This is a genomic window from Naumannella cuiyingiana (genome assembly GCF_013408305.1).
Taxonomy (GTDB): Bacteria; Actinomycetota; Actinomycetes; order Propionibacteriales; family Propionibacteriaceae; genus Naumannella; species Naumannella cuiyingiana.
In genome coordinates, this window is record NZ_JACBZS010000001.1 from 2,091,202 (window position 1) to 2,111,018 (window position 19,817).

Consider the following 19,817-nt stretch of genomic DNA (forward strand, 5'->3'; position numbering starts at 1 on the left):
ACATCGCGCACCCAACGCCGACCAGACTTCCCGGCACACCAGCGTCGACCCTATCAAGGGGGCGAGGGATCGCCGTTCGCATCTTGCGGTAGCCCCCTCCCGATGCGTGCCGAACTTGCAGTTGCATGTCGTGCCCGACATGCAACTGCAAGTTCGGCATGCAGACGGGTGACGAGCTGAAGAGGATGTCGGCGCGCCAGGTGTCTGGAGCATCCCGAAGTTGTCCACAGATGTCGGCTCGGGTGGTGATCCTCGCCCGGTTCCTTGCTGGGATCGGTGGGTGATCCAGTTGACACGAAAGCTGCTCCTCGCCGGCGTCACCCACCGGGACCTGGCGATGATGAAGCGCGGGGGTGCACTGTCATCGGTTCGCCGGGGCGCTTATGCCGAAGAACTGGCGACCGACTGGACGTCTCGGCACAGGCAACTGATCGAGGGGACCCTGCCGCAGCTCCGTGCGCCGGCCGTGGTCAGTCACGAGTCCGCCGCCGTGCTGCACGGGCTTCCGTTGATCACGGTGCTGCCGGGGCAACGGCGTACCGGTACAGACCTGACAAAGGTCACCGTGTCGCGTCCGCGGGCCCGCGGCGGCGGTCAATCGTCTCGTCACCTGAGGGTCCACATGGCAGATGTCGACCCGCGCGACATCGTGGAGATCGGCGGACACCGGACGACATCGCTTGCCCGAACCGTGGTTGATCTCGCTCGGCAAGTCCTCCCGGAGCAGGGCGTGGCGCTCGTGGATGCGGCGCTGCGCGCTGGCCTGGAGCGCGCCGAGCTCGAGCGGATCTGCGCAGACGACGGTCCCCGGCCCGGCATCGGCCGGGCGCGACGGGTGGTTGAGTTCGGTCAGGCCGGTGCCGAGAGCCCCGGCGAGTCAGTCGTTCGCTGGCTGATGGAGGTCGCGGGCTTTCCGCCGCCCCAACTGCAGTACGAGGTGTGGGTGCGGGGCTCACTGCTCGGGCGCGCCGACTTTGCCTGGCCCGACCTGGGCATCCTGGGGGAGTTCGACGGCATGACGAAATATGGCTCGCTGCCGGGTGGGCCCGATGCGGCCACCGCGATTGCGCTCGAGAAGGAACGAGAACGCAGACTGATCCGGGCCGGGTGGGAGATCCTGCGCTGGATCTGGGCCGACCTGACCGAGCTGGAGTTCTGTGGAGTGCACCTCGATGACTTCCGGGCGGCCCGGCTGCGCAACCGCCCGCAAGGGTGATCCCCTCCAGATGCATGCCGAACTTGCAGTTGCATGTCGGGCCCGACATGCAACTGCAAGTTCGGCATGCAGAGACGAGTCAGTCCTCCGAGGAGGCCGACATCCCGCCCTTGATCTGGTCCATCACCGAGGAGTCCTGCAGGGTGGTGACGTCGCCCATCTCGCGGTTCTCGGCGACATCGCGGAGAAGGCGCCTCATGATCTTGCCCGAGCGGGTCTTCGGCAGCTCGGCGACGACCATGATCGAGCGTGGCTTGGCGATCGCGCCGATTTCCTGGGCGACGTGGTTGCGCAGCTCCTGGACGATCTCGGGGCCGCCGTCGCCGGCCTCGCCCCGCAGGATCACGAAGGCCACGATCGCCTGCCCGGTGGTCTCGTCGGTCGCGCCCACCACGGCCGCCTCGGCCACCTTCGGGTGCGACACCAGGGCGGACTCGATCTCCGTGGTCGACATCCGGTGCCCGGACACGTTCATCACGTCGTCGACCCGCCCGAGCAGCCAGATGTCGCCGTCGTCGTCACGCTTGGCGCCGTCGCCGGCGAAGTACATCCCGGGGAACCGCGACCAATACGTCTCGACGTAGCGCTCGTCCTCGTTCCACAGCGTCCGCAGCATCGCAGGCCAAGGCTTGGTCACCACGAGATAGCCGCCCTTGCCGTTGCCCACCGGCTGGCCCTCGTCGTTCACCACCTCGACGCTGATTCCCGGCACCGCCCGCATCGCCGCGCCCGGCTTGCCATCGGCCACCCCGGGCATCGGGGAGATCATGTGCATCCCGGTCTCGGTCTGCCACCAGGTGTCGGCGACGGGCGTACGGTCACCGCCGATGTAGTGCCGGTACCAGACATAGGCCTCGGGGTTGATCGGCTCGCCGACCGAGCCGAGCACCCGCAGCGAGGACAGGTCGTACTTCTCGGGGATCTCGTGTCCCCACTTCATGAACGTCCGGATCGCGGTCGGCGCGCAGTACAAGATCGTCACGCCGTACTTGTCGATGATCTCCCACCACCGGCCCTGGTGCGGGGTGTCCGGCGTGCCTTCATACATCACCGAGGTCGCCCCGTTGGCGAGCGGGCCGTAGACCAGATAGCTGTGCCCGGTCACCCAGCCGATGTCGGCCGCGGTCCAGAACACATCCGATTCCGGCTTGAGATCGAACGTTGCCCAGTGCGTGTACGCCGTCCCGACCAGGTAGCCGCCCGTGGTGTGCAGGATGCCTTTCGGCTTGCCGGTCGAGCCCGACGTGTACATCACATAGAGCGGGTGCTCGGCCGGGAACGCCTGCGGGGTGTGCTCGGTGGACTGCCTGCCGACGATGTCGTCCCACCAGACATCGCGTCCCTCGGTCATCGGCGTTTCCTCGCCGGTACGCCTGATCACGATCACCGACCGCACGCCGGGGGTGGACTCGAGCGCCTTGTCCACCGCGGGCTTCAACGCGGCCGGCTTGCCGCGCCGGTAGCCACCGTCGGCGGTGATCACGACCTCGCAGCCGCAGTCGTTGATCCGGGCGGCGAGCGCGTCGGCGGAGAAGCCGCCGAAGACCACGGTGTGCGGTGCGCCGATCCGGGCACAGGCCAGCATCGCCACCACGGCCTCGGGGATCATCGGCAGGTAGATCGCCACCCGATCCCCGGCCTGCACCCCGAGCTCGATCAGGGCATTCGCCGCCTGCGACACTTCGTCCTTCAACTGCGCGTAGGTGATGTCGCGCTGGTCGCCCGGCTCGCCCTCGAAGTGGAACGCCACCCGGTCGCCGTTGCCGGCCTCGACATGTCGGTCGACGCAGTTGTACGCCGCATTCAGCTCGCCGTCGGCGTACCACTTCGCGAACGGAGCGTTCGACCAGTCGACCACCTCGGTGGGCTCCTTGGCCCAGGAGAGCCGCTTGGCCTGTTCGGCCCAGAACGCCTCGTCGTCGGCCGCCGCCTGCGCATAGGTGTCCTCGGTGACATTGGCCTGCGCGACCAGTTCCGGCGGCGGCGGGAAGGTCCGCTCCTCGGTGAGCAGGTTGTCCAGTGCGTCGTTGCCGGCCTCAGCGTTCACCGCAGTCTCCTTCGACGATTCTCGGGCGGCGCGCACCAGCGCGGCCGCGTCGGCTACTCGCCAGCCTAGTCATCGCGGCGTCGCCGGCGCGGGTTGCCCCTCGTTGCGTCCTATGCTGTCCGACGGCTCGGGAGAGGAGACCTCATGCGGCGCGCCGTACACCCCACTCGGGTGGTCCCCGCGGCGTTCGCGGTGGTGATCGCGATCGGTACGCTGCTGCTCGCCCTGCCCGTCTCCTCCCGGGGCCGGGACACCTCGCTGCTGGATGCGGCATTCACCGCCGTCTCCGCGGTCTGCGTGACCGGCCTGACGGTGCTGGACAACGAACTGCACTGGAGCACCTTCGGCCAGGTCGTGATCTTGGCGCTGATCCAGGTCGGCGGTTTCGGGATCATGACCCTGGCCACGCTGCTCAGCCTGTTCGTGATCGGCCGGCTGAACCTGCAGACGACGTTGATCACGCGCACCGAGTCGCACACCAACGACATCGCCGACGTGCGCAAGGTGCCGATCCGGATCGCGGCGATCATGTTCGGCATCGAGGCCGTGGTGGCGATCATCCTGACGCTCCGCTTCCGGATCGCCTACACCGACGACTGGGGATCGGCGTTGTGGCAGGGGATCTACCTGGCGATCTCGTCGTTCAACAACGCAGGCTTCGCGCCGTACTCGGACAATCTGATGGGCTTCGTCGACGACGGTTGGATCACGTTGCCGCTGTGCGCCTCGGTGATTCTCGGTGGGATCGGCTTTCCGGTGTTGTTCGAGCTGGGCCGGCGGATTCCGGTCCGCCACTGGTCCATCCATGTGCGCATCACCGTCGGCGGTACGCTGCTGCTGCTGGCGGCCGGGATCGCCAGCTTCGCCTGGTTCGAGTGGAGCAATCCGGGGACGCTCGGGCCGTTGTCCACGGCGGGCAAGATCATCGGCTCGATCAGTGGCGGCGTGATGCCGCGTACCGCCGGATTCAACAGCGTCGACTACGGGGCGCTGGACCAGGAGACCTACGCGATCCAGTACGTGTTGATGTTCATCGGCGGGGGCAGCGCCGGCACCGCCGGCGGGATCAAGATCACCACCTTCTTCCTGCTGGCCTTCGTGATCTGGTCGGAGCTGCGCGGTGAACAGGAGACGGTGATCGGCCACCGGCGGATCGGGCCTGCCACCCAGCGCCAGGCCCTGACCGTGGCCCTGCTCGGCGTCGCGGCGGTGGTGCTCGGCACCCTGATCATCCTCAACAACGGGGACCATCCGTTGCAGGCCGTCGCGTTCGAGTCGATCTCCGCGTTCGCCACGGTCGGCCTGTCCACCGGTATCACGCCGAGTCTCGATCCGATCGGGAAGATCACCTTGATGGTGCTGATGTTCATCGGTCGGGTCGGCACCATCACGGTCGGTTCGGCGATCGCGCTGAACGACCGGCACCGGTACTACCGTGTGCCCGAGGAACGTCCCATCGTCGGCTGAGGCGCGAGGTGAGTGCAGTGTGGGGTGGCAGGAAGAAGGTGGCGCCGGGTGCGGTGCTGGTGATCGGTCTCGGTCGGTTCGGCTCCGCGGTGGCCGGTGAGTTGGTCCGCCAGGGAGTCGAGGTGATGGCGGTCGACGAGGACGCCGAGCTGGTCGAGCGCTGGGCCGACGAACTCACCTACACCGCGCAGGTCGACGCCACCGACGAGCAGGCGCTGAAGCAGCTCGGGCTGGCCGACTTCGAGCAGGTGGTCGTGGGCATCGGCGCCGACATCGAGGCGAGCGTGATCACGACGCTGACGGTGTCCGAGGCGGGCGTACCCCAGATCTGGGCCAAGGCGCTGACCCGCAAGCACGGCCAGATCCTGGAACGGGTCGGTGCCAATCACGTCGTCTATCCCGAGCGCGACACCGGCCAGCGGGTCGCCTTCACCATCGCCGGCACGATGAAGGACTGGATGGAGTTCGACGACGGGATGGCGATCGCACGCACCGCCGCCCCGGAGTTCACCTGGGATCGGCCGCTGGCCGAGTCGGCGCCGCGGACCCGCTATCACGTGACGGTGATCGCGGTGAAGCCCGCGCACGGCGACATCGAGTACGCCGTGCCGGACACGATCATCCGTCGCGGTGACGACATCCTGGTGGCCGGGATGGCCGCCGACGTGAAGAACTTCGCCCTGCTGCGCTGAGTGCGCCCGCCCGCCGGCGATGATCAGTGCGCGCCGATCGCTGCATTCTGCGCAGTGATCGGTACGCCCGCGCCCGGCTCGGCGTACAAATCGATCAATACCGGCGTTGCAGGAACCTGACTGGCAGGAATCGTCCTAGTTGATCTTCTGACCGCGGGGATGATCCGTTGTTGACTGACGCCCAGCCAACTGAACCCCCCATCAGGAGGAAACATGAAGGGCAGGATGAAGGCAGTGTTCGTCGGTGCGGCCGCCGTCGCCAGTTCGCTGGCGCTCGCCGCTCCGATCGCGCAGGCCGAGGACACCGATGTCCCCACGTTCCGCGAGTTCCGGGCGAGCACCTACCAGGACGTCGACGGCGCTTATGTCGTGAACGGCGACGAGTCCATCCGCAACCTCGGCGAGCTGAAGCGCTACTACGACCGGATGGTCGCCGAGGGCGAGGGTGGCGAGCCGGGTGACCTGGTGATCAACACCGTCAACGGCGTGGACGACAAGTGGAGCAGCACGCAGGTCGGCAACCTGACCTACTGCGTCAGCGACCGCTTCGGGACCAACAAGTCGAAGGCAGTCGCCGCCGCCGCAGCCGGCGCAGCGATGTGGGAGAACGCCTCCTCCGCGATCGACTTCCGCTACGTCTCATCCCAGGACGGCAACTGCACCACCGCGAACTCCAACGTGGTGTTCTCGATCGAGCCGGTGCAGACCAACCAGTACCTGGCCCGGGCGTTCTTCCCCAGCTCGCCGAAGTCGCAGCGCAACGTGCTGGTCGCGTCCGACACCTTCCGCTCCACCGTGCCCTCGCCGGGCAACATCCTCGGCCACGAGTTCGGCCACATCCTCGGCTTCCGGCACGAGCACACCCGCCCGGAGTCCGGCGTGTGCTTCGAGGACAACAACTGGCGCCCGCTGACGCCGTACGACTCGGACTCGGTGATGCACTACCCGCAGTGCAACGGCACCAGCAACACCTTGTCGTTCACCAGCCTCGACGGCCAGGGCGTGCGCGCGGTCTACGGTTCCTGAGCAGCTCACCGCACGAACCGGCGGGCCCGGCCACCTGGTGGCCGGGCCCGCCGGCGTTCGGCTCACCGCTCCGTGGCGTCGGTCGGCTCGCCTACGCTGGGCGCCGTGGCGCAGCGGTGGAGTGTGGACCGGGTGGTCGCCGCCGCGCCGGATTCCGCCTCCGAGGTCGCCGGTCGACGGCTCGCCAGCCCGGGACCTTGGCAGGGCGTGGGCGTGGACGAGGACCTGCTCTGGGGTGAGTGCCGCGGCTCCGGGCGTACCCCGTATCGGGTGAGCGTGGACACCGCCGGGCCGCGCTACAAGTGCAGTTGCCCGTCGCGGAAGTTCCCCTGCAAGCACGCGCTCGGGCTGTTGTTCCTGTGGGCGCAGGGTCAGGTGAATCCCGACGGATCGGTACGCCCGCCCGCCGGCGCGGGATTCGCCGAACGAGCCACGGGCCCGGAAGCCGAGGCGTCCGGGCGTACCCCGGAACAACTCGCCGCGGCCCGGCAGCGCGCCGAGCGCCGCGCCGACCGCGTCACCGGCGGGCTGATCGAGCTCGACCGCTGGCTCGCCGACCAGATTCGCGGCGGACTGGCCCGCGCGGCGACCGACCCCTATGGCTGGGCCGAACCCGTCGCCGCGCGGATGATCGACGCCCAGGCCAGCGGCGTCGCCAACTGGCTGCGCCGGCTGCCCGGGGTGATCGCCTCCGGCCCCGGCTGGCCCGAGCGCCTGCTCGGCGAGCTGGCCGGTCTGCACCTGCTGGCCCGCGCTTGGGCCCGGATCGACGAGCTGCCCGACGATCTCGCCGCCACCGTCCGCGCCCGGATCGGGTTCACCGTGCCGCGCGCCGACGTGCTCGCCACCGAGCCGGTCCGCGATCGCTGGGTCGCGCTCGGCGTGCGCGATCTCGAGGAGGAACAGGTCTCCACCCGCCGGGTCTGGCTGCGCGGCCAGCGCACCGATCGCTGGGCAGTGGTGCTGCTGTTCTCCGCCAACGGCGCCCCGTGGGAGATGCCGCTGCTGCCCGGCACCGCGCTCGACGCCGACCTGCACTTCTATCCGGGCCGACCGCCGCTGCGGGCGCTGCTCGGCGAATCGCACGGCAGCGCCGAGCCGGTGCAGGGCTGGCGGATCGGCGGCGACGACGCGGCCGGCGCCGCCCGCGCCTACGCCGACGCGCTTGCCGCCGACCCGTGGACCCGGCAGCACCCGGCGCTGGTCACCGGCCTGGTCGGCGTCGAGGATCGCCGCTTCGCGCTCGTGGACGAGACCGGGGCGGCGGTGCCGCTGACCGGGCCGGAGGAGGTGCTGTGGCGGCTGCTGGCGCTCGCGCCCGGCGTCGGGGTCACGCTCTTCGGCGAATGGTCCGATGCGGGGCTGGCGCCGGGCAGCATCGTCGACGGCCGGGTGCGTCCGCTGTGACGGGCGGCACCGTGACGGGGTACGCCGACCTGGCCGCCGCGGCGACGCTGGGTGTCGCCGCCCGCGATCCGGGTCTGGACGACCTTCCCGAGGAGGTACGCCCCGGCACCGGCGAGGTGGCCGAGCGGCTGCTCGATGCCGCGGCGATGTTGGACACCGCGCGCAGGGCGGCGCCGGTGATCGCGCGGGTGACGCCGCCGGCACCGCCCGCGGCCGAGACGCGGCCGGTGATTCCGCCCGCCGCCGATCAGGTCCTGCAGCGGGTCGCCGACGACCGCGGCCTGCTGCTGATCGCGCTCGCGGCCGTGGCCCGCAGCGGGCGCGTGCTGCCCTCGGTGCGCGTACCGGACCTGCTGGAGCGGGCGCGGACGCCGCGCGCCGGGGCGCCGGATGCCGAGCTCGCCGCGGCGCTCGAACCGGTCCTCGGCGAGGGCGGTCGGTGGCTGGCCCGGCAGCATCCGGACTGGCGCCGGCTCGTCGCGCCGCTCGCCGACGGGTGGCCCGCCGGCGCCCAGCCGGCCGAGGCGCTGGCCTGGTTCGCCCGTCGCCGAGCAGCGGAACCCGCCGCGGCCCGCGAACTGCTGGCGACCAGCCTGGCGGACTTCTCGCCGCGGCACCGCGCCGGCCTGATCGACGCGCTCGCCGACGGGCTGGGGCCGGGCGATCGCGAGCTGGTGCAGGCCGCCGCGCAGGACCGCAGCCGGGCCGTCGCCGAGGGCGCGCGCGAGCTGCTCGCCCGGCTCGAACCCGGCCATGCCGAGCGCGCGGCCGCGGCGGCCCGCGCGGAACTGGCCGCCGAGACGCCGCGGGCCAACACGCTGCCCGAGACCTGGCGGCTGTGGCGCTTCCTGCCCGAGGACGAGCGCGCCGACCGGGTGCTCCGGGCGCTCGCCACGCTGCCGGCGGCCCAGGCGCTGGAGGCGCTCGCCGACTGGCCCGCGTGGTGGCCGGGCGACCTGTCCCGCCGGGTCGCGGCCTGGCTCGCCGAGCGCTCCCGCGGCAGCCGGCCGGTGCCCGCCGCGGCCTGGGAGTTGTGGGCGCTGCGGCTGCCGGGCGAGGACATCGGCCAAGCGGCCGATTTCGCCCGCGGCCAGTCCTTCGACGCGCCCGGGCCGGCCGGCCGCAGCGCGTGGGGTCGCGCCGCCGAGCGGCTCACCCTGCGCGGCACGATCGAGCGCCAGCTCGCGCGGCCCGATCCCACGACATCGTTCGAGCAACCCCAGCCACCCGGAGGGAACCCGTGACCGACATCCTGCGGCCGCATGCCGAGCAGGCCTACGCCGACGAGCTCGCCGCCCTCGCCGGCGCCGACGACCGGGAACGGCCCGCCGGGTGGCGGCTGTCCCCGTGGGCGGTGGTCGACTACCTGATGGGCACCGAGCTGGCCGACGGCACGGTGATCACGCCCAAGTACGTCGGCTCGCGCCGGCTGATGGAGATCGCCGTGGCGACCCTCGCCACCGACCGCGCGCTGCTGCTGCTCGGCGTACCGGGCACCGCCAAGTCCTGGGTGTCCGAACACCTGGCCGCCGCGATCAGCGGCGACTCGACCCTGCTGGTGCAGGGCACGGCGGGCACCGCGGAGGAGGCGATCCGCTACGGCTGGAACTATGCGCGGCTGCTCGCCGAGGGCCCGACCGAGCAGGCGATGGTCGCCTCGCCGATCATGACGGGGATGCGCGAGGGGAGGCTGGCGCGGGTGGAGGAACTGACCCGGATCCCGTCCGATGTGCAGGACGCGCTGATCACCGTGCTCAGCGAGAAGACGCTGCCCGTGCCCGAGCTGGGCACCGAGGTCCAGGCGGTACAGGGATTCAACGTGATCGCCACCGCCAACGACCGCGACCGCGGCGTGAACGAGCTGTCCTCCGCGCTGCGCCGCCGGTTCAACACCGTCGTGTTGCCGCTCCCGTCCGATGCCGAGTCCGAGGTGGGCATCGTGGCGCGCCGGGTGACCGATCTCGGCCGGACGCTGGACCTGCCGCAGACCGATGCCAGCGAGGAGATCGCCCGCGTGGTGACGGTCTTCCGCGAGCTGCGCGGCGGCCTGACCGAGGACGGCCGGACCAGCCTGAAGGTGCCGTCGGGCGGGCTGTCCACCGCCGAGGCGATCTCGGTGATCACCAACGGCCTCGCGCTGGCCGCGCACTTCGGCGACGGTCGGCTGGGCCCGGCCGATGTCGCGGGCGGCATCGTCGGCGCGGTGATCAAGGACCCGGTCGCCGATGCGGTGGCCTGGTCGGAATACCTGGAGACGGTGGTCAGGGACCGTCAGGGCTGGAAGGACTTCTACTGGGCCTGCCGCGAGGTGGGCTGATGGCCGAGTCCGGTCCGCGGATCCGGGTCCTGGGGGTACGCCACCACGGGCCCGGGTCCGCGCGCGCCGTGCGGGCCGCCCTGGCGGAGCTGCAGCCCCGGGTGGTGCTGATCGAGGGCCCGCCGGAGGCCGATGCGCTGGTCCGGTTCGTCGCCGATGAGGAGCTGCGGCCGCCGGTGGCGCTGCTCGGCTACCGCAATGACGACCCGTCGAAGGCGGCGTTCTGGCCGCTGGCGGTCTTCTCCCCGGAGTGGCAGGCCCTGTCCTGGGCGGTCCGCAACGGCGCCGGTGTGCGGTTCATGGACCTGCCCGCCGCGAACGTGCTGGCCGATCCCGCGCCGGGACCGGAAGCGTTGCCCGTTGATGATCAACCCGGTGATGATCAACCCGGTGATGATCATGGTGTGGATGATCATCGGCGCAGCGGTTGGCGTACCGACCCGATCGCGGTGCTCGCCCGGGCCGGCGGCTACGACGATCCCGAACGCTGGTGGGACGACGTGATCGAGTCCCGCGCCGACGGCGACCCGTTCGATGCGGTGGCCGAGGCGATGGCCGCGGTCCGGGAGGCAGCGCCACCGGAGCGCGATCCCGAGGACCAGCTCACCGAGGACCGCCGCGAGGCGCACATGCGCAAGATGTTGCGTGCGGTGATCAAGGAGGGACACGACCCGATCGCGGTGGTCTGCGGGGCCTGGCACGCGCCGGCGCTGAGCGGGAAGCTGCCGCCGGCCACCCGCGACAACCAACTGCTGCGCGGGATGCCGAAGGCCAAGGTCACGTTGGCCTGGGTGCCGTGGACCCATTCGCGCCTCGGCCTGTACTCCGGTTACGGCGCCGGGGTGGAGTCGCCGGGCTGGTACCACCACCTGTTCACCGCCCCCGACCGGGTCGTTGAGCGGTGGATGACCCGCGCGGCCGGCGTACTGCGTGATCATGACCTGCCCACCTCCAGCGCGCACGTGATCGAGGCGGTACGCCTGGCCGACTCGCTCGCCGCCCTGCGCGGCCGGCCGCTGGCGGGGCTCGCCGAGGTCGGCGACGCGGTCCGCTCGGTGCTCTGCGAGGGCAGCGAGGTGGCGGCCGGGATCGTGCTTCGCGAGGCGGTGATCGGCGAACAGCTCGGAACGGTGCCCGACGGGGCGCCGACGGTGCCGCTGGAGGCCGATTTCCGGGCCGCCGCGCGCGCCGCCCGGCTGAAGCCGGCCGCGGAGGAGCGCGAGATCGTGCTCGACCTGCGCGGCGACCTCGACCGGCGCCGCTCGGTGCTGCTGCACCGCCTGGTGGTGCTCGGCATCGACTGGGGCGAGCCGATCGCGACCGGGGGCCTCGGCACCTTCAAGGAGGGTTGGCTGATCGCCTGGCGGCCCGAGCTGTCCGTACGGCTGGTCGAGGCGTCGCTGTGGGGGACGACCGTGGCCGGCGCGGCCGGTGCGCGGCTGCTGCGGCGGACCGACACCCTCGCGTCGATCACCGGCGCCATCGCGGCGGCGCTGACGGCCGAGCTGCCCGAGGTGTTGCCGCCCCTGCTGCGCGAGCTGGACGCGCGCGCCGCGCGGACCAACGACGTGGCCGACCTGCTGGACGCGGTGGTCCCCCTCGCCGAGGCGCAGCGCTACGGGACGGTCCGCGGCACCGACACCGCCGAGCTGGCGCGGGTGGCGCGCGCGCTGCTGTCGCGGGCGTGCGCGGGCCTGGGCGCCGCGCTCGCCGGCCTGGCCGAGGACGCGGCCGCCGACGCCCGGGAACGTATCGACCGGGTGCATCGCGTCGTCGCGCTGCTGCCCGGCGCGGACGTCGAGTGGTACGCCGCCCTGGCCGCCCTGCTCGGCCGCGCCGACCTGCCCGCCGGGATCGCGGGGCGGGTGGTGCGGATGCTGCTGGACGGCGGGCGGATCGACGGCGAGGAGGCGGCGAGGCGGCTGCACGCGGCGCTGTCGATCGGTACGCCGGCGGCCGAGAAGGCGTTGTGGGCCGAGGGTTTCCTGGCCGGCGGGCCGCTGCTGCTGATCCACGACGAGCGGCTGTTGCGGGTGCTGGATGCGTGGCTGGCCGAGCTGGGCGAGGACGACTTCGTCGAGACCCTGCCGATGCTTCGGCGTACCTTCGGGCGGTTCGCGCCGGCCGAGCGGCGCGAGCTGAACCGCGTCGCGGACCGGCTGGCCGAGCCGGCCGCGGCCCGCGCCGACACGGAGGTCGATCCTGATCACGCCGGAGGCGTGTTGGCAACGGTGAAGATGATCATCGGGGGTGGACCGTGAGCGACGCCGATGCCGAGCGGCGGCGCCGCTGGCGACTGGTGACCGGGGGCGACGGTGAGCTGGCGGGCGCCGACGGCGGGCTCGACGCCGCGCTCGGGCAGCTCTACGACGCGCGTGAGCCGGTGGAGGCGGGTCAGCGGCGCCAGGCCGGTCTGGGGTCGTCGGCACCGCGGGTCGCGCGCTGGCTGGGCGACATCCGCGGCTACTTCCCGAACACCGTCGTGCAGGTGCTGCAACGCGATGCGATCGAGCGGTTGAACCTGCGCCGGCTGCTGCTGGAGCCCGAGATGCTGGACTCGATCACGCCCGACGTGAACCTGGTCGCCACGCTGGTCTCGCTGTCGGACGCGCTGCCGGAGGAGTCGCGGGCGACCGCGCGGCAGGTGGTACGCCGGGTCGTCGAGGAGGTGGAGAAGCGGCTCGGGGAGCGGACCCGGGCGGCGGTACGCGGCTCGCTGGACCGCTCCTCGCGTACCAGGCGGCCGCGGCACGCCGACATCGACTGGAATCGCACAGTCCGGGCGAACCTGCGCCACTACCAGCCGGAGCACGCGACGATCATCCCCGAGCGGTTGATCGGCTACGGGCGGCGCTCGCTCGCGGTGCAGCGGGAGGTGGTGTTGGCCATCGACCAGTCGGGATCGATGGCCGAATCGGTCGTCCATGCGTCGATCCTCGGCTCCGTGCTCGCCTCGATCCGCTCGGTGCGGACCTCGGTGGTCGCCTTCGACACCGAGATCGTCGACCTGACCGAGCTGCTGGACGATCCGGTGGACGTGCTGTTCGGTACCCAGCTCGGCGGCGGCACGGACATCAACCGCGCCGTCGCGTACTGCTCGGAGTTGATCACCAACCCGCGCGGCGCGATCTTCGTGCTGATCAGCGATCTGTTCGAGGGCGGCAACGAGGCCGAGTTGCTGGCCCGGATGCGCGAGCTGCGGGATTCGGGCGTGCAGTGCGTGGCCCTGCTGGCGCTCGCGGATTCCGGCGCGCCCGCCTATGATCATGATCTCGCCGCGGAACTGGCCGCGCTCGGCGTACCGGCATTCGCGTGTACGCCCGACGCCTTCCCCGATCTGCTCGCCGCGGCCATCCGTGGCGCCGATCTGACCGGCTGGGCCGACCGCTACCGCGCCGACCGTCGGGGCTGATCGACCGCTCGGTCACCCCAACCCGGTGAGCCGTGTCGGCGACGAGACGCCACACGGGGATCGGTTGCCGCGATAATGCTGGACGTGGACAAGTTGCTACTGGGCGTCGACATGGGCACGGCGAGCACCAAGGGGGTGCTCACCACTCCCGACGGCGAGATCGTGGCGACGGCGTCCCGGCGGCACGCGATGCAGCTCCCGCGGCCCGGCTGGGCCGAGGTCGATGCGGAGACCGTCTGGTGGGGTGATCTGGTCGAGGTGTGCCGCGAGCTCGTCGCCGGCGTCGACCCGGCCCGGATCGCCGGCATGTGTGTCTCGGGCGTCGGGCCGTGTCTGCTGCTGACCGATGCCGACGATCGCCCGGTCCGGCCGGCGATCCTCTACGGCATCGACATGCGCGCGACCGCCGAGATCGAGGAACTGACCGAGCGGTTCGGTGCCGACGCGATCGTCGAGCGTGCCGGCAAGGCGCTCAGCACCCAGGCCGTCGGGCCCAAGATCGCCTGGGTCGCGCGGCACGAGCCGGAGACGTTCGCCCGGGCCCGGCGCTGGTACAACTCCTCCAGTTGGGCCGCGGCCAGGCTGACCGGCGCCTACGTGCTCGATCACCACACCGCCAGCCAGAACGATCCGCTCTACGACCTGGCCGCGCACGCCTGGGCCGACGACTGGTCCGCAGAGATCATCGGCCACCTGACCCCGCCGCGACTGGTCTGGCCGCACGAGGTCGTCGGCACGGTCACCGACGAGGCGGCGCGGGCGACCGGGGTTCCCGCCGGCGTGCCCGTCTCCGCCGGGACCATCGACGCCTGGTCCGAGGCGTTCTCGGTGGGGGTACGCCATCCCGGCGACCTGATGTTGATGTACGGCTCGACGATGTTCTTCGTGCAGGTGCTGCCCGAACGATCGGTGCACCCGATGTTGTGGACGACCGCTGGCGTGGACCCGGGCCAGTACACCCTGGCCGCGGGCATGGCCACCTCCGGCTCGCTCACCGGCTGGCTTGCCGAGCTGACCGGTGGCGTGCCGTTCGAGCAGCTCGTCGCGGAGGCGGCCGCCGTACCGCCCGGCGCCGACGGATTGATCATGCTCCCCTACTTCGCGGGCGAGCGGACGCCGATCTTCGACTCCCGTGCCCGCGGGGTGATCGCGGGGCTCACCCTGCGGCACACCCGCGGACATCTCTTTCGCGCCGCCTACGAGGGGATCGCCTACGGGATCCGTCAGATCGTCGACTTCCTCGACGACCCGGTGCGCCCGATCGGGCGGCTGGTCGCCGTCGGCGGAGGCACCCAGGGCGGGCTGTGGACGCAGATCGTCAGCGATGTGCTCGGCCGGCCGCAGGAGCTTCCGGAGCAGACGATCGGCGCGAGCTATGGCGACGCGCTGCTGGCGGCTATCGGGACGCAGATCGTGCCGCCGGAGACCGACTGGACCCGGATCGGCTCGCTGATCGAACCCGATCCGGCCAATCGGGAGACCTATGCCGAGCTGTTCGACATCTACACCGAGCTCTATCCCGCGACCCGCGACCTGGTGCACGTGTTGGCCCGCCACCAGGAGTCGGCCTTCGACGACTGATCGGCGACGTCAGTCCGGTTCGGGGCACGAGCCGAGCAGCGCATTGGCGGTGTCGACGTCGGTGACGAGGGTGTTGAAATAACCCGCCCGGGCCGCCGCCCGGATGCTGGTGATCTTGTTCTCGCCGATCGCGATGGCGATGGTGTGCTGGATCTTGGTCAACGCCGCCAGGTCCATCGCGATCAGTCGATCCGAACCGGGGAAGGGGATCGGGGTGCCTTGGGAGTCGTAGGGGCGTACGCAGATGTCACCGACGGCATTGCGCAGGGTGACGGGATCGGTCGGCAGCACCGAGGGCAGCGAGGTGCGCGTCAGCGGCGGCGCCCCGACGCCCAACAATGCGCACTTGGCCGTCTTCCACAGCCGGAGCACCTGGCGTACCTGCGGGTCCTTGATCAACCATTCCCGTAGCTCCGGGCCGGGCAGCGCGGGCGCGTGCAGCAGCACCGGTGTGCCGCCGATCTTGACCGCGACCCGTCGCGTGATCTCGTTGGTCTGGTAGGAGGAGTCGATCTCGTTCTGGCCGCCGACGGTGGGTGCGACGAGTACGCCCGGCAGGTTCGGCAGGGCCTCCTGGGAGACGCCGTGGACGGTCGAGCCGGAGGAGACGAGCAGGGCGTCGCCGCGACCGAGGCCGGCATCGCGCAGCGCCTCCCCGACGGCGCCGGCGAGTACGCGGCCCGCGGGCAGGCCCTTGCCGGGCGGGGTGATCCGGACCGAGCGGATGCCGAGGCAGCGGGTCAGCTCGCGGGCGAGCGCGCTGAGGCCGGTGGCACTCGGCTTGCGGATCTCGATGTGCACGATGCCGGCCTCCCTGGCCTCGGCCAGCAGGCGGCTCACCGTCGGGCGGCTGGTGCCGAGCGCCTCGGCGATCTCGGCCTGGGTCGCGTCCTCGTTCCAGTACAGCCGGGCCGCCTCGTAGAGCTGCGACGGCGAGAAGCGCGTCGGCTGCCGCTCGGTGGGGACGTGCCGCGCATGGGGCTTGTGACGCTGCGCCATGGGCGGAGCGTACCGCTCGGTGTGAACATCCGTTCCGCCGGCAAGATTGCCTGAACCAATGTTCTGGACATTGGTGCAGGAGCCTGGCTACGGTCTGATCAACCCACCCAGCGTCGAGGGAGTTCTCGGATGGACAACGGAGTCAGCGCGCAGGAGCAGCAGACGGCGACCCTGCCGAAGACCATGCAGGCGGTCGTCTGCTACGGGCCGGAGGACTACCGGCTGGAGGAGATCGAGGTCCCGACCCGCGGACCGGGCGAGCTCCTGGTCAAGGTGGAAGCAGTCGGCATCTGCGCCTCGGACCTGAAGTGCTACCACGGCGCCGCGAAGTTCTGGGGCGACGCCAACCGCGAGCAGTGGATCGTCACCCCGGTCGTTCCCGGCCACGAGTTCACCGGGACCGTCGTCGAGCTGGACGATGCCGCGCGCGAGCACTGGGGGGTCGAGGTCGGCGACCGCGTCGTCGGCGAGCAGATCGTCCCCTGCTGGGAGTGCCGCTACTGCACGACGGGCAACTACCACATGTGCCAGGTGCACGACATGTTCGGATTCCGCCACTTCAACGGCGCCATGGCCGAGTACATGGTCTACCCGCAGCGGTCGATCGTGCACAAGATCAGCTCCGATCTGCCGGCGGCGCATGCCGCCTTCACCGAACCACTCTCCTGCGCCCTGCACGCGGTGGAGCGGGCCCAGATCACCTTCGACGACGTGGTGGTGGTTGCCGGCGCCGGCCCGATCGGCCTGGGCATGATCGCCGGTGCCGCCGCGAAGTTCCCGGCGGAGATCATCGCCCTGGACATGGACGAGCGCAAGCTCGAGCTGGCGAAGCGTACCGGTGCGACGATGACGATCAACATCGCCGAGGAGGACGCCGTCGCGAAGATCAAGGAGCTGACCGACGGCTACGGCGCCGACGTCTATCTGGAGGGCACCGGACACCCGTCGGCGGTGCCGCAGGGCCTGAACCTGCTGCGCAAGCTCGGCCGATTCGTCGAGTACTCGGTGTTCAAGGACGACGTCAGCGTCGACTGGTCAATCATCTCCGACGACAAGGAGCTCGACGTTCTCGGCGCCCATCTCGGTCCGCGCTGCTGGCCCGCGGCGATCCGGATGGTGGAGCAGGGCCGACTGCCGCTGGACGACATCGTCACCCACCAGTTGCCGATCACCGAGTTCAAGCGCGGCATCGACCTGGTCGACTCCGGACGCGAGTCGATCAAGGTCAGCCTGATCCCGGGCGGTCAGCCGTGACCATCACCCGCCGCAATGTGCTGCGGGCCGCGGGGCTCGCCGGGCTGGGGGCGGCGCTGCCCGGCGCGCTCGCCGGCTGCGGCATCGGCGGTAGCGTCGACCATCCCAACGGCGCCGCCGCCGTCACCGGCGGATTCGACTGGAAGAAGGTCAGCGGCCAGACCATCCGCCTGCTGCAGACCCCGCACCCCTACCAGCAGGCCTTCCAGCCGCTGCTCGCGGAGTTCACCGAGCTGACCGGCATCGAGGTCGAGGTCACGTTGGTGCCGGAGTCGGCGTACTTCACCAAGCTGAACACCGCCCTCGCCGGCGGCGCCGGCAACCCCGACGTGTTCATGCTGGGTGCCTACTTCATCTGGCAGTACGGGCCGCCGGGGTGGCTGGAGGATCTGCGCCCCTGGATCGACAACAGCGCCGCGACCAGTGCGGAGTACGACTTCGAAGACATCTACGAGGGACTGCGCCGCGCCACGTCGTGGGACTTCCGGCTCGGCTCACCGCTCGGCACGGGCGGCCAGTGGGCCATCCCGTGGGGCTTCGAGAACAATGTGATCTGCTACAACAAAGCCTTCTTCGACTCCCGTGGGATCAAGCCCGCCGACGACTGGGACAACTTCCGGCAGCTCGCGGTCGACCTGACCGATCGGGCCAACGGCCACTACGGGGTCTCGTTCCGCGGCTCGAAGTCGTGGGCGACCATCCACCCGGGTTTCATGACCCAGTACTCGCGGATGGGCGCCAAGGACTACGAGGTGGTCGACGGCACGCTGCGGCCCGGAATGGCGACGCCCGAGGCGATCGAGTTCCAGAAGCAGTGGGTCGAGCTGGCCCAGCTCGCCGGGCCCGTGTCCTGGACGACCTATGAGTACCCCGACTGCACCCGCGACCTCGGCAACGGCAGCGCCATGATGGTCTACGACGCCGACAGCGCGACCTACCCGCAGAACCTGCCCGGCGCGAGCGCCGAGGCGGGCAACCTGGCCTGGCACCCGGGGCCGGCCGGCCCCGGCGGCAGCTACGCCACCAACCTGTGGACCTGGTCGCTGGCGATGAACTCGGCCTCGCCGAACAAGCTGGCCTCCTGGTTGTTCATCCAGTGGGCCACCGGGAAGGAGGCGATGTCGGCCGCCACCCGCTCCGCCTTCGCCGACCCGACCCGGGCCTCGGTCTTCGACGGCGCCTTCAAGCAGACCCTCGGCGCGTTCCCCGGCTATCTGGAGGCGTTCGAGACCGTGATCGACTCCTCGACCATCCAGTTCACCCCGCAGACCAAGTTCTTCGAGACCACCCAGGGCTGGGCGGTCGCCCTCCAGGACATCTACTCCGGCAGCGATCCGGTCGAACGGCTGGAGTCGTTCGCCCGGACCGCCGCCTCCAAGGTCAACGTCTGAGCGGCCGCGCGCCGACCCAACCATGGAAGGGAGTCGACGATGACTGCCCCCGCGGGCGAAAAGCCCGACACCGGATCGCCCGATGATCATCGGGCCGGATCCGGCCGTGCCGGCGATTCCGGTACGCCGGTCCCCGGCTGGCGCCGCCGGATGCGCCCCTACCTGCTGTCTGTGCCGGCCGTGCTGGTCGTCATCGGCATCCTCTACCCGTTCGTGCTCGGGGCCATCTATGCGTTCCTGAACTACTCGGCGGCCAACCCCGACCCACGGTTCATCGGATTCGCCAACTTCGTCTCCGTGCTCGGCGACACCGACTTCTGGGCGTCGGTCCGGATCACCCTGACCTACGCGGTGGTGGCCACCGTCGTCGAGACCGTGCTCGGCGTGATCATCGCGCTGCTGCTGAACCGGTCCTCGCTGGTCGGGCGGATCTTCGAGCGGGTACTGATCCTGCCGCTGATGATCGCCCCGGTGATCGCCGGCGTGATCTGGAAGCTGATGTTCAACCCGCAGTTCGGCGTCCTGAACTACGTGCTGGGGCTCGGTTCGTCCTTCGACTGGTTGAGCCGCGACATGGCGCTGTGGTCCTCGATCATCGTCGATGTCTGGATCTTCACGCCGTTCGTCGCGATCCTCGTGCTGGCTGGGATCCGGTCGCTGCCACGCGAACCGTTCGAGGCCTCGGACGTGGACGGTGCGGGCTGGTGGTACTCCTTCCGCCGGCTCATGCTGCCGATGATGTGGCCCTACATCCTGGTCGCCGTGATCTTCCGCTTCATGGACTGCCTGAAGGTCTTCGACCACATCTACGTCCTCACCGCGGGCGGCCCGGGCATCGCCACGCGTACCCTGCAGATCGGGGCCTATGAGGACTCGATCATCTTCCAGAACTACTCCCGCGGCAGCACCTACATGCTGTTGTTGTGGGTGATCGTCTTCATCACCGCGCGCTACCTGGTGTCGGTGCTCGGCAAGGCCCAGCGCCGCGCGGCCGGGGCGGAGGAGTGA

General features: G+C 70.7%; 15 protein-coding genes. 13 read left to right on the forward strand and 2 right to left on the reverse strand.

Translation table 11 applies throughout. The annotated features are described in order from the left end of the window. The first annotated feature begins 280 nt into the window (after positions 1-280). On the forward strand, positions 281-1,216 hold the full coding sequence (locus GGQ54_RS09695; protein WP_179445198.1) for a hypothetical protein: 936 nt from the start codon (positions 281-283) through the stop codon (positions 1,214-1,216). A 79-nt stretch (positions 1,217-1,295) separates the two neighbouring features. Here GGQ54_RS09695 and acs read toward each other — a convergent pair whose 3' ends face one another. Then, positions 1,296-3,263 (reverse strand): acetate--CoA ligase, encoded by a 1,968-nt coding sequence (gene acs / locus GGQ54_RS09700; protein WP_179445199.1) that lies wholly within the window; start codon positions 3,261-3,263, stop codon positions 1,296-1,298. Positions 3,264-3,407: 144 nt separating this feature from the next. On the opposite strand from acs, the gene GGQ54_RS09705 reads away from it, so the two are divergent. The 9 genes from GGQ54_RS09705 to GGQ54_RS09745 all read left to right on the forward strand — a co-directional run bounded on the left by GGQ54_RS09705 (position 3,408) and on the right by GGQ54_RS09745 (position 15,165). Continuing rightward, positions 3,408-4,730 carry a TrkH family potassium uptake protein gene (locus GGQ54_RS09705; protein WP_179445200.1) on the forward strand — a complete coding sequence of 441 codons (1,323 nt, stop codon included), beginning with the start codon at positions 3,408-3,410 and terminating at the stop codon, positions 4,728-4,730. An 8-nt stretch (positions 4,731-4,738) separates the two neighbouring features. After that, positions 4,739-5,422: a potassium channel family protein gene (locus GGQ54_RS09710; RefSeq protein WP_343045920.1), complete on the forward strand. Its 684-nt coding sequence runs from the start codon at positions 4,739-4,741 to the stop codon at positions 5,420-5,422. A 213-nt stretch (positions 5,423-5,635) separates the two neighbouring features. Further along, positions 5,636-6,448 (forward strand): zinc metalloprotease, encoded by an 813-nt coding sequence (locus tag GGQ54_RS09715; protein ID WP_179445201.1) that lies wholly within the window; start codon positions 5,636-5,638, stop codon positions 6,446-6,448. 105 nt (positions 6,449-6,553) lie between these two features. Continuing rightward, a complete protein-coding gene (locus GGQ54_RS09720) occupies positions 6,554-7,855 on the forward strand; it encodes an SWIM zinc finger family protein (protein ID WP_179445202.1) in 1,302 nt (433 codons plus the stop codon). Next, complete coding sequence (locus tag GGQ54_RS17030; protein ID WP_179445203.1) at positions 7,852-9,099, forward strand: DUF5691 domain-containing protein; 1,248 nt, start codon at positions 7,852-7,854, stop codon at positions 9,097-9,099. The genes GGQ54_RS09720 and GGQ54_RS17030 overlap by 4 nt, the downstream gene beginning before the upstream one ends. Beyond that, a complete protein-coding gene (locus GGQ54_RS17035) occupies positions 9,096-10,172 on the forward strand; it encodes an ATP-binding protein (RefSeq protein ID WP_343045921.1) in 1,077 nt (358 codons plus the stop codon). The genes GGQ54_RS17030 and GGQ54_RS17035 overlap by 4 nt, the downstream gene beginning before the upstream one ends. After that, positions 10,172-12,433, forward strand: a complete 2,262-nt coding sequence (locus GGQ54_RS09735; RefSeq protein WP_179445204.1) for a DUF5682 family protein — start codon at positions 10,172-10,174, stop codon at positions 12,431-12,433. The genes GGQ54_RS17035 and GGQ54_RS09735 overlap by 1 nt, the downstream gene beginning before the upstream one ends. Further along, positions 12,430-13,584, forward strand: a complete 1,155-nt coding sequence (locus GGQ54_RS09740; RefSeq protein ID WP_179445205.1) for a VWA domain-containing protein — start codon at positions 12,430-12,432, stop codon at positions 13,582-13,584. The genes GGQ54_RS09735 and GGQ54_RS09740 overlap by 4 nt, the downstream gene beginning before the upstream one ends. A gap of 84 nt (positions 13,585-13,668) precedes the next feature. Beyond that, positions 13,669-15,165: an FGGY family carbohydrate kinase gene (locus GGQ54_RS09745; protein WP_218843812.1), complete on the forward strand. Its 1,497-nt coding sequence runs from the start codon at positions 13,669-13,671 to the stop codon at positions 15,163-15,165. Between the two features lie 9 nt (positions 15,166-15,174). Here GGQ54_RS09745 and GGQ54_RS09750 read toward each other — a convergent pair whose 3' ends face one another. Beyond that, positions 15,175-16,164: a sugar-binding transcriptional regulator gene (locus GGQ54_RS09750; RefSeq protein ID WP_179445207.1), complete on the reverse strand. Its 990-nt coding sequence runs from the start codon at positions 16,162-16,164 to the stop codon at positions 15,175-15,177. 129 nt (positions 16,165-16,293) lie between these two features. Between GGQ54_RS09750 and GGQ54_RS09755 the strand changes: the two genes are divergently transcribed. The 3 genes from GGQ54_RS09755 to GGQ54_RS09765 are packed head-to-tail and all read left to right on the forward strand — an operon-like array spanning position 16,294 to position 19,817. Next, the gene (locus tag GGQ54_RS09755) at positions 16,294-17,418 is read left to right on the forward strand and encodes an alcohol dehydrogenase catalytic domain-containing protein (protein WP_246292599.1); all 1,125 of its coding nucleotides are present in this window, start codon (positions 16,294-16,296) and stop codon (positions 17,416-17,418) included. Then, positions 17,415-18,809, forward strand: a complete 1,395-nt coding sequence (locus GGQ54_RS09760; protein ID WP_218843813.1) for an extracellular solute-binding protein — start codon at positions 17,415-17,417, stop codon at positions 18,807-18,809. Before GGQ54_RS09755 ends, GGQ54_RS09760 begins: the two co-directional genes overlap by 4 nt. Positions 18,810-18,848: 39 nt before the next feature. Further along, the gene (locus GGQ54_RS09765) at positions 18,849-19,817 is read left to right on the forward strand and encodes a carbohydrate ABC transporter permease (protein ID WP_179445208.1); all 969 of its coding nucleotides are present in this window, start codon (positions 18,849-18,851) and stop codon (positions 19,815-19,817) included.

What these genes read in the sequence shown, in the direction of transcription:
- GGQ54_RS09705 (WP_179445200.1), top strand. Translation starts at nt 3,408, where the DNA reads ATGCGGCGCGCCGTACACCCCACTCGGGTGGTCCCCGCGGCGTTCGCG.
- GGQ54_RS09735 (WP_179445204.1), top strand. Translation starts at nt 10,172, where the DNA reads ATGGCCGAGTCCGGTCCGCGGATCCGGGTCCTGGGGGTACGCCACCAC.
- GGQ54_RS09755 (WP_246292599.1), top strand. Translation starts at nt 16,294, where the DNA reads ATGGACAACGGAGTCAGCGCGCAGGAGCAGCAGACGGCGACCCTGCCG.
- GGQ54_RS09765 (WP_179445208.1), top strand. Translation starts at nt 18,849, where the DNA reads ATGACTGCCCCCGCGGGCGAAAAGCCCGACACCGGATCGCCCGATGAT.
- GGQ54_RS09750 (WP_179445207.1), bottom strand. Translation starts at nt 16,164, where the DNA reads ATGGCGCAGCGTCACAAGCCCCATGCGCGGCACGTCCCCACCGAGCGG.
- GGQ54_RS09715 (WP_179445201.1), top strand. Translation starts at nt 5,636, where the DNA reads ATGAAGGGCAGGATGAAGGCAGTGTTCGTCGGTGCGGCCGCCGTCGCC.